Genomic DNA, 14,021 nt, shown 5'->3' with positions numbered 1-14,021 from the left:
GTTGGACTGGCGGAGGCTTGCCGCAACAGGGTTGCCTATGGTCTCTTGATGCTGTTCGGAATGTTGGGGCTGAGTGCTCTTGCGCTCGTCTGGCGGTAAGGCCGCCCCGAGTAAAACTACTCCGAAAGCCGCAATGAGGATGCCCCGATAGCGTCTAAGCATTGCAGTAAGAACGCAGCGCTAAAGCCCCCCGGCTTATTTTGTTGTTCAAATTAAGCTCGGTTTCGTGAATGTCCATAGTCGCCAATTTTTCGGCGAGTTGGGCATAGGTAACGCCCTTCCGCTTCAACTCTGACTTCAAAAGGTTCTTGGCTTTCGTCTCGTATTCGACGGTCTGCGGGTCGTCCTTGCCTGCCATAGCCTCGCCTCAAAAAATATCATCACAGTCGGTGGTACAGGCCCCTGTATTTGGCGATACAAGCCCCGCATATAACCGGATATGATGACAATAGCCCCACACTTCCTCCTTTCCGCCGAAAGCCGCTCCCTTTCTCTGAAAGAGATTTACAAGGGTGGCGAGGAAAAGGCTTACGACGCGTTCAAGCGCCTTCGCTGGGCTTCGACTCAAGGCGAGCCTGTTTGCGGGAAATGCGGGTGCCTGGATCATTACGACATTCCGACCCGTCGCAAGTTCAAGTGCGCCGCTTGCGGGGGCGCAGTTCTCGGTTACGAGGGCACGATCTTCGCCTTGGCGCAAGCTGTCGTTTGTCGATCTGCTCGCCGCGATCTGCCTGTTTGTTAACGGCGCGAAGGGCATGTCGGCGGTCCAGTTCTCTCGCGATCTGGACGTGCAGTACAAGACCGCCTTTGTGCTGGCTCACAAGCTGCGCGAAGCCTGTCGGCTGAAACCAAGAACGAAACCCTTGAAGGCGAGGTCGAGATTGACGGCGCTTACTTTGGTGGCGTGGTGCGCGCCGAGGGCGCGCGCTTCTGCTACTGCGCGAACGCCTCTGGAGTCGATTTTTAGCAGCTCATTGGCGTGATCTTCAGTTCCTTCGCCACAAAGCCCGGCGGAGAAGAGTATGCTGCCTGGCCTATTCATTGGCCCAAGTCCGCTTGCCACGGCAGCTATCGTTGTCATTTTTACATCAGACGATCGTCTCGTGAGCAGTGGACCGCAAAGTTGCGAAGACGCAGTTGCCCTTTGCTTCTACTGTGCATAGAAGCCATTTGTGCGGGCAGAGGTACAAAAATGGGTGCGGTGCTGTGGGAATAAAATTCGAAAAGCTAAATAAACTGCGGGAGTCTCTACTAGAGGCAAATCACGATTTCCGCGCCAGCACCCAATTGTTCAATAGCTTGGATGTCGCGAAAATTGATCGCGAAATGGATCTTGAAGGTCGTGGAACGCAGCGAGGCGAGGCTAACCAGCCCCCGAAAACGGCCAAGAATTTCGACGATATAGAGCACACAGTTATCGAGAGGGTCGAGGACGAAAAGAAGGCCGCACATCACACACTCGAAGACAGCCTACAGCTACTCTCCGGCCGATTGGCTGGCCTCGACTTTGAAGAGCAGTTTGGTCTGATCCGTCAGGCGAACGCCGCCAGTGTTTCCGATTTCAAGGCCTCGATCGCGGTGGGCCTGGACGAACTTCACGGATTGCGCAAATCGCTCAACGATGCGGAGAAAGAACACGACTGGTTCAAACAGAAGCACGGGCTTGTCCGGGCTGTGAGGGTTCAACACGGAGCGGCCCATGGTTTCCGAGTGTCCCTGCTAATCTTCCTGTTCCTCATTGAAACGGCGATGAACGGAAATTTCCTCGCAAAGGGAAATGAACAGGGATTCTTTGGCGGGCTCCTCGAAGCCGCCGCTTTCTCGTTTTTGAACATCGGCGCCGCTCTGCTGTTCGCAATATTCTGTGCACGCCTGGTGACTCACAGATCGCTTTTTGTGAAGTTGATCGGCGCGCTGTCGATAGTGGCCTATATCGGCTTGGCATTGACCATAAACCTAGCGCTTGCGCATTACCGCGAGGTTAGCGGGTCCTTTGTGGACGGAGCCGGCGTCGAGGTCGTGCGCAGCATGCTCGCCAATCCGGCTGGCCTTATGGACGTGAAATCCTGGCTTCTGTTCGGCATTGGTCTCATGTTTTCGATCTTTGCGTTTATCGACGGCTGGTTCGTTCTCGACCCATACCCGGGCTATGCGGGTGTCGAAAACAGATTGGTGGCTCGCCGGGAAGACTACATCGAGCGCAAGAGCGAGCTCATCGAGGCTCTGCAAGAGGTGCGCGATGAGCACAACGAGAAGGTGGAGGACATCGTCAAGCGGCTGGGGAGCAGACGCAGGGAGCATCGAGCGATCATCGACCATCGGTCGAGGCTGCTGACGCTCTTTGCGCAGCATCAAGACCAGCTGGAGCGAGCCTGCAACCAGCTTCTCTCAAAGTACAGGGAGGCCAATTTCCAGGCCCGCACAGAGCCAGCGCCAAAACATTTTGCCACACCCTACAAACTTGAGCGCATAAAACCCCTGATATCGTCCGACGATGAATGGAGCGAGAAGGACCTGGGCGCCTCAATTCGTGACGCGCAGGAAGAACTCAACGCTCAGGTGCGGCTCATCGGGCTGGAATGCGAGCGCGGGATCGAACAGTACCGAGATCTCGACAAGCTTCATCCGGATAGCGTGAATGGCTAGGCGGGGTCGCAGAAGAAAGAAAGGCAGTGGCGGCACAATTGTCGCAGCAGCCGGATTGGCCGTGCTGTCGGCTGTGATGCTGGCCGGTTTTGTTTGGATGTGGTCGAGATCCGGGAAGGACCAAATCGACATCAGCACGAATTGCCCACTGAACGGACCTGTGAGCCTGACAGCGGTCTTGATCGACGCCACCGACCCGATTTCGCCGATAACCATGGCGGATCTGAAGAATGAATTCCGCAAGACCATTGGGCGCGTCGAGGCTGGCGGCTATCTCAAGATATTGACGCTGGGCGCGAGGCCCGGCGACCTGACTGTGATGTTTGATGGATGCAATCCGGGCGACGGCTCGACGGTCGACAGCTGGACGAACAATCCGTCTCGGCGGCAGAAGAAATGGGAAGATGCGTTCGAGGACCCTTTGACGAACCTTCCCGACCAGATTCCCAATGGAGAATCCGCGAGCCAATCTCCGATCATGGCCGGAATTCAGAAAATCAAACTGTCGCTATTCGATAGCAGTTTGGCGAAAGAGAAGACCGCTAAGCGAATAATAGTCGCGTCAGATATGATCGAACATACGGCGCTGTACTCACAATATCGTTCGGGTCTCGATTATCAGAAGTACCTTGATAGCGCGGCTGACAGGACTTACGGGACATCGCTCGATGGCGTCGGGTTTACGATACTCTACGTCGATAGGGCGAAGAAGCCATTTGGCTCTTTCGAACATGCAGAGTTCTGGACCCGGTGGGTTCAAAGCCATCATGGTGATTTTGAGAAGCTGGTAGGGTTGGAGGGGTTAAACTAATGGCCAAGAAGCGAGGGGAGTCGTTCTTAGGACATCCGAGCCTGCCCCTTTTCGTCTTTGCGACGCTAACCCTGGGTGGCTGCGTGTTCATCGCAATAGCCAAGCTGTCGGGCGTAGACCCTATAATGGCGGCGAGCGCACCGGTGTGCCTGATGCTCATCTATCTTGCCGCGTCCGTCTTCACCGGCAAGCTACGGCTCCACGATGAGCAAACAGGCGACAATCTCTACTACATGGGTTTCCTGTTTACGTTGACGAGTCTCGGCGTATCGCTGTTTCAGTTTGGTTCCGAAGGATCCACCGACACAATCGTGAGGAACTTTGGTATCGCGGTGACGTCGACGATCACGGGCATTGCTTTGCGGATCTTTTACAATCAGATGCGCCGCGATCCTGCCGACATCGAACGGACGGTCAGGCACGAACTCGCGGATATGACGCGGCGTGTAAGAGCCGAGATGGAAAGTGTAACCAGGGAATTCGCTGACTTTCGCCGCGTAAGCAATCAGATGTTGGAGGAGGGTTTTGCCGAAATCGCCGTTCAAGCGGAGCGGAACGGAGAGCACATAAGATCGGCCCTGGATAAAATCGCGATGGAATCGATCAGACCAGTTCAAGAGGCCTCGGGAAAGCTCAGCAATGCTTTGAGCCACAATTTTGGGCAGATCGAAAGTCAGTTCTCGTCGATCGCACAGCGCGTCGAGGCGGCAGCCGATCTGCTCGACAAAGCCAACAGCTCAATGTCCTCTTCAGTTGGCAGACTGGGTGAACAGGCCGAAAGCGTAGCCACCAAGTTGGAGAAGGTTGTCGTCCCTGATGAGGTCCTTAAGAACGATCTGGCGCCGATGGTGAAACTTCTTGGCAGCGCGGTCGCTCAGTATGCTGTCAAAACAGAGACGGCTTCGCAGGAACAAGAAGCCCGCATGGCGGGCATCGTTGATGCTGTGGCTAAAGTGGCCGCAGGTGTGGAAAAGGCTGTGGCAGCCGCAGAGCAAACAGCGGAGAGCGTCCAAGCGCAACAACGCTTGACCCAGGCGCTTGCCGCAGTGGTGCAAAAGCAAAGCAAGGACACCGGAGACCTTGTCGCAACCTTGGCAGGAAGAACCCTTCACGCGCCGAGGCATGTTCCCCCTCTCAACGCTCCTATCGCGATTGAACAGCCACTGGCAGATCTGGCCGCAAATGACACCGTCGAGAGCGCACCAATTCGGGTCGAGCCTGAGCCCCAACCAGACGCTTTCCAAACTCTGGGAAGCGAGCCTCCCGCCGAACGAACGGAACCGCCTAAGCGAACCAGTTGGTGGGGCAGGTGAGTGACGCTGGCGGGACTTCGGTCGCCTTCGAGCGCAAGGGTTTTGGCCGCGGTTTGATACTGGGCCTGACCATGGCCGAGACGATGCTGCTTTTGGTGTTCTGCCTGTTGCTAGCAGCCGGTGCTATCATCACGAAAAAGCAGAAAGAGACCGATGAGGCACTGCGAGCCACTCAATCAAACAAGGAAAACGTGCAGAGGCTCGAAGCCGAGAACAAGCGGCTTCTGGCTCAGATAAAAGCGGTGTTTCAGCCCACGAGGGGAGGAACCGTTCCCGACGAACAATGGCGCGAGCTGGTCCTGGCCAAGGATGCTGTTAAGTCGGTCAAGGAAGCAGGTATTTCTCTGGAGGAGGTCGTGCGAAATGCCCCTGTCGCGAAAGTCCTTGCGGACAACGACATAAGCATTGATCAGACCAAGGCCATGATAGATGCGGCGAAGGTCTTGAGAGAATTTGGTTACGCCGGCACCGACAAAGGGCTGCAGGATCTGGCTGATGTGCTCAAGGAGGCTGCAGAGCCGACGCAAGCAGCAAAACCTCACGATTGGCCGCCGATCATCAGTCTCAGCGAACTGGATGGCTATAATTTCGATACCGGAAGCGCAGAGCTTTCGAATGCCTTCAAAACAAAGTTGCGCGATCTTGCGAAGACCATCGCCGGGACTGCGACCTCGTACGGTGTCGACGTGATTGAGGTAATTGGACACACGGACGAACAGGCAATGGCGGGCGAATCCTCCAACATGGACAAGGGGCTCCAACCGGTCCTGTCAGGGAAAGTGGAAATCGGCTCACTCCATCCCGCCGACAATGCCGGTCTTGGGCTGGCCCGCGCGATTTCAGTTACAAGTGTGCTCAGTGACATGCCCGCATTAAAGGGGTTTACGATTTTGCCGATGTCTGGTGGTCAGCTCATCCTGCCCGGCGATCATCTCACCGACGGAGCGCAGATTGGCGATGTACGGGCTCGAAGGCGCATCGAGATTAGGGTGAGGCAGCGATCAAAATTGGCGCCGGTTGGTGGCGCCAAGCCATGAATGGGGACGAGAGACTGGCGCCTTAGTCGGTACGGCAGTTGAGTTGGGGGGATTGGGCTATGGGGTTTTACGTTCGAAAATCGATCAGTGCGGGACCATTCCGCTTTAACTTTTCGTCCGGTGGGGTTGGCGCTTCCGTTGGCGTGAAGGGCCTCCGCATCGGCACTGGGCCAAGAGGTCACTACATCCACGCCGGCGTGGGTGGGCTCTACTATCGTGGCACTTTAGGCAAGGCCAGCGCGAAGAAGGTAGTTCAGCTCTCTCAGACCCCATCTGCGCCGCAACCCCGTCCACAATCCTCGCGCCCGGAATACGTCTCTGACGGCGTCGTGATGAGAGAAATCGAGTCCCGCGATGTGGTGGAAATGCGTGACGAGACATTCGCCAATGTGCTCGATGAAATCAATGCCAGGCAATCGCAGACGCGGCTGTCCGTAGCACTCGCGGTTTTGTTCGGGATTGCAGGTTTCCTTGTGGGGACCAAGCTCGGAGGTGCCGCACCGGTGCTGGGCATCGGTGCCTTTGTGCCGGGTATGCTCATTGGCAAATGGTTTGACAGTTACCGCCGGGTGAGCGTGCTCTATTACGATCTGGAAAAAGACGCGGAGGCCGCCTACGGGCGACTTGTCGGCGCGTTCGAAACTCTCACCGGCTGCGCAGGGAGATGGCATGTCGCTGCCGGCGGCAAGATAGAGGATCTGACTGCTTGGAAGCGAAATGCCGGGGCCAGCATGCTGGTCGACAAAAAGCCCACGACCCTTACAAGCTCCTTGCCGAAGGTTGTACGCAGCAACGTTACTCCTCCTTCAATCCATGTGGGTCGGCAGGTGCTCTTCTTCATGCCTGACCTAGTGCTGGTGAAGGACGGAAACCGATACGGCGCAGTCGGATATGCCGATCTGCAGACCCAATTCGCCCCGAGTAATTTTATCGAGACCGGCAAAGTTCCATCTGATGCGGAGATCGTGAGCTACACCTGGGCTCACCCAAACAAAAACGGCGGGCCTGACAAGCGCTTCAAAGACAATCGGCAGATCCCTGTATGCCGCTACGAAGCGTTGCGGTTTTCTAGCCCGTCCGGACTTAACGAGCTGGTGGAATTTTCCAAGACAAACGTCAGCCAGCCCTTTTGCCAGGCTCTATCGGCACTCGCGCAATTGCATCGAAGCTCCGACCGCCAATTCATATGCGCACACTAGGGAGTGATGGTTGGGGATGGGCTCAAAGCGTGAGCCCAGGTCAGCAAACGCCTTCGCACGGAATCCCGTCGCTATCTCGATCCAACTTGCTCCCCCATGAGCAGTTGGCGAGATACCAACGTGCTTCTTCGCAAGATGAAATCTGCGTGCACAAGCGGCGAGGTTGGCATGAGTAGCTCTGTGCTACTTGGCGACGGCTGACAAGCCCAAGGGGGCTTTTGGTTGGGCTCGCAGATTCGGCATGTTGTTCGCGCCAATCCCAAGGGTTGTCAAACGTCCCAATCCAGATTCCAACCTTTGCGGTTTCAGCATTAGTTTGCTGTTGCGCATAGGCGCCGTGGCTATAGCGGGGCCAGTCCAAGGCTTGGCCATGTTCGACCATCCAGGACGCGGCGCTGACACCGTCCGCGCGCCGACAATCACCGACGAAGCGACGGTACCGATCCCATGAAACAAATGTGCATTGGACAGGCTGCGAAGCCGCAAGGAAATTCGCCAATGCTTCGGCCGCCCGGCGCCCGCAGGGGTATTGATGTGCGCTAGCGTCATTGCAGTATTGGCGGCTTTCGGGTGCATCGATGCCGTTGAAGCGGACGCGCTGCCCGTGGATCTCTATCGTGTCTCCATCAATCACCGATGCTATGCCTACTATCGGCGCCCGTCTCGACCCGGCCGAGTTTGCTATATCGAGACCACGTAACTGGTCACCCGAGCCTGTAAAATAGTGGGTCGCGTAAGCAGCCAAGGCCACCACGATCACCAGGATCAGAGGCAAGCGCACATCTGGAGAGAAACGTCTGCGGACGATTGGTTCAGCGCCGCGCCTTGGTCGCGCGCGGCGACGATGAGAATAGCGATTGTTATTCAATTTCCGATCCTTTGCGAAACGCAAGCTGCATGATTTGTAACGTGCCTCTGCACCATTCATAGGCGCCTTTTTCGCTGGCGCTGGTTTGCCTTGTAGTTCGGCGCTTTGAACACCATGGTGCCTTCGCAGATCAGCCCGAAGTCACGACTTTGTAGTTACCTTTTCCGTAAACACGACCATCTTTCCGCGCTGGAGCCTACAAGTTTTCTCGGAATGAAATTAGGAGGCCGATTCAAAAAGAAGTCGGCTTGTGCGCCAGTTGGTCGTGGCCGGCGAGGCGGATGCCAGAGCTGCCAACACCTCGTCCACACGTATGATGGCATTTTGTCTGAAAGGGAACCTCGAGATCAAGGTGGGGATGCGAAGTGTCCGGAACATTAAACAAACATCCGCAATTTTTCCACCAAGCCGCAGTGCTCACAATACTAAACGATTGAAGTGTTGGTGGCAGCGATTCGAGGTTGAAAAACCAGCATTTTATGTTGCGGACTGCCCTTGTCTAGGCTCTATGTGTCCAGCCTATCAGGGGGGTGTGAGTGTCGGAAGTTGAAAAATCGGTCTTCCAAAGCGATCTGCCTTTAAAGGAAAAGCTCGAGCGAGCCAGGATGGAATTGCTCGACCTTTCTGCTCGCAACCGACTTTTGAATGTGCCACGGTTTTCAAAGAGCGCGAAGACGATCGATATTGTCGACGAGAGGTCGTCTGAGATCTATCGATTGCTGGTGAGCGAAGGAAAGGCTTTTACCTTCCTGGCCGGCAAGCCGGATCGGCCGAAGGCAGGCCAGGTTGAAAGCAGCCCTCCAGACGAGGAAATCGACTATTCCCCCGTTGCTCTTGCTCAGCCTGAGGACGAAGGATTCGACGACAGAGGGGTATCTGCGCGACATTCTGACACCAAGCTTCAGACGAGGATGACCCCAACGGGGCTGCAGCGCCGGCTCCTTGATCTCTACCACGATGCCCGCACACTTGAGGAAGAGCAGGGCGTCAATATCCTCTTTCTGGCCCTTGGCATGCTGAAGTGGATTGACCCGAGCAACAAAGAAAACATCCGTCAGGCTCCTCTCATTTTGGTCCCGGTACGGCTGGAGCGAGGGGCCGCTGGAGAAAAGTTTCGGCTGCGAGCTCGTACGGAAGATCTTACCGCAAACCTCTCCTTGGAACTCTATCTCGACCGCATTCACAAGCTCGCCCTGCCGCGTTTTGAAGTAGGAGACGACTTCGACGTCTCGGCCTATCTCGAAGCCGTTGCCGAAGCAGTGTCGACCAAAGAGGGTTGGCAGGTTCTTGCCGATGATATGGTGCTCGGCTTCTTCTCGTTCGCTAAGTTCTTGATGTACCGTGACCTGGATCCGGATCTCTGGCCGGATGGCGCAAAGATTATCGAACAACCGAAGATCCGCTCGCTTCTTTCAGATGGTTTCGAAACACGCGAACCGCTGATGTCGGACGACATTGCGATTGATCCGCATATCGCGCCTGCCGAAATGTTGCATATCGTCGACAGTGACAGTTCTCAGACGCTGGCGATCCATGATGCAAGAAAGGGTCGCGACCTCGTTATCCAAGGTCCTCCCGGGACAGGAAAATCGCAGACGATCGCAAACATTATCGGGTCGGCCGTTGCCGATGGAAAGACCGTGTTGTTCGTTGCGGAAAAAATGGCCGCACTTGAGGTCGTAAAGCGACGGCTTGACACTGCGGGGGTGGGGGACGCCTGCCTTGAGCTCCATAGCAACAAGGCAAACAAGCGCATGATGCTGGAGGAGTTGCGGCGCACCTGGCAACTCGGATCGCCTCGCGGACAGCTTGCTTCTTCCCTTACTGAACGCCTGCTGGAGGCTAGGGATAAACTCAATGCACATGCTACAAGGATGCATGTTCCATTTGGAACGTCCGAACTCACTCCATACCAGGTTCTTGGCCAGCTAACCCGACTAAGGCAGAACGGGCAAAAGACAGTTGATATTGAACTTGAGGATGCCACCGCTTGGACGAATGACGGTGTCTCGCAACGTCGCAAACTTCTCGATGACGTGTCTCAGCGGATCAACGAGATCGGCTTGCCGATCCACCACCCATGGCGGGGAGTTGGCCTGGATGTCGTCCTACCAACGACCATTGAGAGGCTCGTCCCACGCATTGCGTCGTCGCTGGATCAAGCAAAGGCTCTGCACGCCAAACTGGCCGATATTGCTGAGCGGATCGAGGCGAAGCCTCCGCAAATCCTCAGCGACAGCGGCGAGGTAGAAGATCGCGCTGAGCTTCTCGCGTCCGCACCTGGACTTCCTGCCGAGGCGCTAGTCTCGCCGGTTTGGGATGAGCGTCCAAAGGACATTGCATCGCTTCTCTGGACAGGAACAGATTTCAACCGCAAATCCGAGGAACTGTCGGAGCAGTTGGTGGCGACGGCTATCGACACGCCAATTGAAGGTCTCGAGACAGAGCTTGCTAAGCTTCCTTCAGACTTTCCGAAAGATGGTTTCGTTCGTGCGCGCCAGCTAACCGTGTTGCTCCCACGCTTAAGAGAAGAAGCTGAGCGGCTAAATCAAGAACTGGGGTCTACGGTTTTACCGGACACGCTTGCAGGACTCCTCAGGTTAGTGATGACCGGCGAGAGAGTTGCGGCAGCCCCCGATGCGAGCCCTGAGGCATTCGCAGCCACAGTTTGGGACTCCGGGCTGGAACAGGCTGGTGACCTTGCCGACAGCGTAGCAAAGCTAGAGACTGCTAGAGCCGAGCTTCAGGGCAAAGTTGTTGATGCCGCTTGGAGTACCAACGTGGCCGCGGCGCGGCAAGCGCTCGCCGAGCACACGGGAATATTGAAAGCATTGAATGGCGATTACCGTCGTGCCACTGCACTTGTGCGGACTATTTTGGTGGCCCCTAGCGCGCCTGCGGCGGAGATAGTGGGTCTCCTCGACATTCTAATGAAGGGCCAGGCGGCCGCAGCAAAAGTGCGCGAAGGCGACGCCTTTGGCGGTTCCGCCTTCGGAGCCGATTGGCGCGGTGAGAGATCGTCTTCGGCACCACTCCAGGCCTTAGTGGAGTGGATGCGCACGCTGAGGGGACTTGGCTCGGAACCGCGAATTATAGCAGGGCGGATGGCGGAGCGCTCTGAAGCGGGCGCGCGTGCGGTCCGAGTTCGTAAGGTGATCGACATCGGTCAGCCGATTATCGAGGGGTTTTGGAACGATTTAGGCCACCTTGCGTCATCCCTGCAAGGTGACGTGGCTTCCGCCGAGCGGGCCTCGCTGCAAATGATGGAAGCGAAGGCAAGCACTGTAGCTCAAGCCGATGACGCGTCACGACAGGTTCTGACTGACGTTCCAGATCTGATCAGTGAGCGGGTGGAGATACTACGCCGACTAGGCAGACTACAAGCGCTTGATCAAGAGATCGAGGACGGGGAAAGCCTTGGCAACCTCGCATTCGGCTCGTCGTGGCTCGGTCGAGGATCCGATTGGGCCGCTCTCGCGCAAGCCGAACTTTGGCTGAGAGAAAATGGCTCAATCCGGCATTTGGCTGCGCGGTTGCCTGAAAGAAAAGAGATCGCAAACTTGGCGCGTTCAGCGCGTGAAGCGGCCCAAGCGGCAGCGCGGGAATTGAAGGCGCTTGCAGGGGATTTGAAAGCCGATGCTCCCTCCTTGTTTGGAGTAGACGATTTTCCAGACGTCGCGATAGTCGAGGTTGTTTCTCGACTGGAGGGGTGGCTTGATCATCAGGAACAGCTCTCAAAATGGGTTGCCTATGGAGAGCGATCCGAAACAGCCCGAAAGGCTGGACTGGGACAGTTGATAGACGGCCTGGCCGACGGCCAGATTACAACAGGATCGGCGCGATCAGTCTTCGATATGGCCTACTACGAACGAATGTTTCTAGCGATGGCGACCGATGAGCCGGAGCTGGCAAGGTTCGACGGGGAATTGCATTCCAGGGCTGTACGTGACTTCGCGGATCTGGACCGACAGAGGATCAAGGCCGGTGCCATCGAAGTTGTGACGGCTCATCACCGAAAAATTCCTTCAAGAGACGGCGGAGCTGGACCAGTCGGATTGCTTCGTTCTGAGATGGCGCGCAGACGGGGCCACATGCCTATCCGGCAGTTGATGCAGAAGGCAGGGCCTGCCATCCAGGCACTCAAGCCAGTGTTCATGATGAGCCCGCTTTCGGTGGCCCAATTCCTGTCGCCCGGCAGGATGTCCTTCGATCTTCTTGTGATGGACGAGGCGTCTCAGATACAGCCTGTGGACGCGCTCGGCTCGATCGCCAGGGCCAATCAGGTGGTCGTTGTTGGCGACGAACGCCAACTGCCACCCACGACATTCTTCGCCAAGGTGACAGGCTCGCAGTCTGAAGATGACGAGGGTGAGGGCGCGCAGGTCGCCGACATCGAAAGCATCCTCGGCCTGTTCACGGCCCGCGGCTTGCCGCAGCGTATGCTCCGCTGGCACTACCGTAGCCGTCACCAATCTCTGATCGCCGTATCGAACAGCCAGTTCTACGAGAACCGGCTTTTCATCGTGCCAAGCCCCTATACTCAAGAGGCAGGCATGGGGTTGCGGTTTCATCATGTGCCAGAGGGGGTCTTCGATTCCGGTGGCACAGGAACCAATCCGGTAGAGGCGAGAGCAGTAGCCGAAGCGATCATCCGTCATGCGAAGGTGAACCCGCGAGAGACTCTAGGCGTTGCAACATTTTCGGTTAGCCAACGCCGCGCGATCCAGGATGAACTCGAAGGGCTGCGGCGACTAAATCCCGATACGGAGGAGTTCTTTCACGCGCACCCCAGCGAGCCATTCTTCGTCAAGAGCCTTGAAAATGTTCAAGGCGATGAGCGCGACGTGATCATGATCTCAGTGGGGTATGCCAAGAATGCGCAGGGGTACATGGCCATGCGTTTCGGCCCTCTTGGTGCGGAAGGCGGCGAGCGTCGGCTCAACGTCCTCATAAGCCGCGCCAAGCGCAGCTGCGAAGTATTCGCGTCCATCACAGACGAGGACATAGACCTGGAGCGTGGCAAAGGGAAAGGCATCTTCGCCTTCAAGCTCTTCTTGCACTACGCGAGAACAGGGCGAATTTCGCTTGCCCAGGCCACGGTTCGCGAAATGGATTCAATCTTTGAAGAGCAGGTAGCCAACGCGCTGATCGGAAAGGGTTACCAGGTTCATGCTCAGGTTGGCATTGCAGGCTTCTTCATCGATCTCGCGGTTGCTGATCCGGAGAGGCCAGGCCGCTATATTCTTGGCATCGAATGTGATGGCGCAGAATATCATTCATCGCGCTCGGCCCGAGATCGAGACCGGCTACGGCAGTCTGTTCTGGAAGACCATGGTTGGATAATCCATCGCATCTGGAACGCTGACTGGTTTCAGAGGCCACGCGAGCAGCTGGAGCGAACCATATTAGCGATTGAGGCTGCGAGAAAAGAGCTCGATGAGCGGGCCGAATTGGGGGTCCAGAGAAATCGTGCTGTAGCCGTGCAGGTTGTTACGGTCGACAGAGGCAACGTGACGGAACTCGGTCTCGAAAGCACAAAGGGATCCGAGATACCCAATCGAGCCTACGAAGAGGCCGAACTAAACCGACCGGGATCGTTCGAACTCCACGAGACGCCCAGCGGAATCATGGCCGGACTGGTCGAGCAGGTGGTGGCTATAGAAACACCAATCCATGTCGACGAAATAGTTTCGCGTATTCGGGGCGCGTGGGGTCTGCAGCGGGCCGGTGGCAGGATTCAGGATGCAATCGAGCGAGGGGTAGGCCTAGCGCAGAGAGGTGGTGCAGTAGCCCGTCGAGGCAGCTTCTGCTTCAAGCCAGGTGCTCCTGTTCGTCTCAGGGATCGCAGCGGCGTCGTGTCCGCTGGATTGCGCAAGCCCGAAATGATTGCGCAGGACGAAGTCGCCCAAGGCGCCATGGAAGTCGTGAAATCCAACCTCGGTGCGACGGAGGAAGAAATCGCAATAACCGTTGCGAGAATGCTGGGCTTCAAAGCCACAAGTGCACAATTGCGGCAGTTGATTTCAGCTGGGGTCGCCGATTTGATTGCCAAAGGCTTGCTGCGGCCCCAAGACGGTTTGTTGGTGGCCGGCGAGTCCGCGAGCGAGGCATTAGCTGAAGTGTGACCGGGCATTGTAGAGCCCTCGT

General features: G+C 56.6%; 8 protein-coding genes and 1 pseudogene. 7 read left to right on the top strand and 2 right to left on the bottom strand.

The genetic code is table 11. The annotated features are described in order from the left end of the window. Positions 1–154: 154 nt before the first annotated feature. Positions 155–358, bottom strand: coding sequence for a DUF6471 domain-containing protein (locus NL532_RS30730; RefSeq protein WP_245270363.1), 204 nt, complete (start codon positions 356–358; stop codon positions 155–157). A gap of 90 nt (positions 359–448) precedes the next feature. On the opposite strand from NL532_RS30730, the pseudogene NL532_RS30725 reads away from it, so the two are divergent. The 6 genes and pseudogenes from NL532_RS30725 to NL532_RS30700 all read left to right on the top strand — a co-directional run. After that, positions 449–928: pseudogene (locus NL532_RS30725) on the top strand (transposase); the annotation flags it as partial. Between the two features lie 284 nt (positions 929–1,212). Further along, a complete protein-coding gene (locus tag NL532_RS30720; RefSeq protein WP_023829765.1) occupies positions 1,213–2,646 on the top strand; it encodes a hypothetical protein in 1,434 nt (477 codons plus the stop codon). Continuing rightward, positions 2,639–3,457, top strand: a complete 819-nt coding sequence (locus tag NL532_RS30715) for a hypothetical protein (RefSeq protein ID WP_023829764.1) — start codon at positions 2,639–2,641, stop codon at positions 3,455–3,457. The genes NL532_RS30720 and NL532_RS30715 overlap by 8 nt, the downstream gene beginning before the upstream one ends. After that, positions 3,457–4,770: a membrane protein gene (locus tag NL532_RS30710; protein WP_023829763.1), complete on the top strand. Its 1,314-nt coding sequence runs from the start codon at positions 3,457–3,459 to the stop codon at positions 4,768–4,770. Before NL532_RS30715 ends, NL532_RS30710 begins: the two co-directional genes overlap by 1 nt. Beyond that, complete coding sequence (locus NL532_RS30705) at positions 4,767–5,807, top strand: OmpA family protein (RefSeq protein ID WP_031198374.1); 1,041 nt, start codon at positions 4,767–4,769, stop codon at positions 5,805–5,807. Before NL532_RS30710 ends, NL532_RS30705 begins: the two co-directional genes overlap by 4 nt. Before the next feature lie 59 nt (positions 5,808–5,866). Continuing rightward, positions 5,867–7,006 (top strand): DUF4236 domain-containing protein, encoded by a 1,140-nt coding sequence (locus NL532_RS30700; RefSeq protein WP_023829762.1) that lies wholly within the window; start codon positions 5,867–5,869, stop codon positions 7,004–7,006. A gap of 40 nt (positions 7,007–7,046) precedes the next feature. Here NL532_RS30700 and NL532_RS30695 read toward each other — a convergent pair whose 3' ends face one another. After that, positions 7,047–7,934, bottom strand: coding sequence for a thermonuclease family protein (locus tag NL532_RS30695; protein WP_081731062.1), 888 nt, complete (start codon positions 7,932–7,934; stop codon positions 7,047–7,049). A 476-nt stretch (positions 7,935–8,410) separates the two neighbouring features. Between NL532_RS30695 and NL532_RS30690 the strand changes: the two genes are divergently transcribed. Next, positions 8,411–13,999 (top strand): DUF3320 domain-containing protein, encoded by a 5,589-nt coding sequence (locus tag NL532_RS30690; RefSeq protein WP_031203475.1) that lies wholly within the window; start codon positions 8,411–8,413, stop codon positions 13,997–13,999. Positions 14,000–14,021 lie beyond the last annotated feature (22 nt).

Source organism: Mesorhizobium sp. C120A (genome assembly GCF_030323105.1).
Classification (GTDB): domain Bacteria; phylum Pseudomonadota; class Alphaproteobacteria; order Rhizobiales; family Rhizobiaceae; genus Mesorhizobium.
The sequence above is the reverse complement of the archived record's forward strand: the minus strand, read 5'-3'. Positions and strand labels throughout refer to the sequence as shown.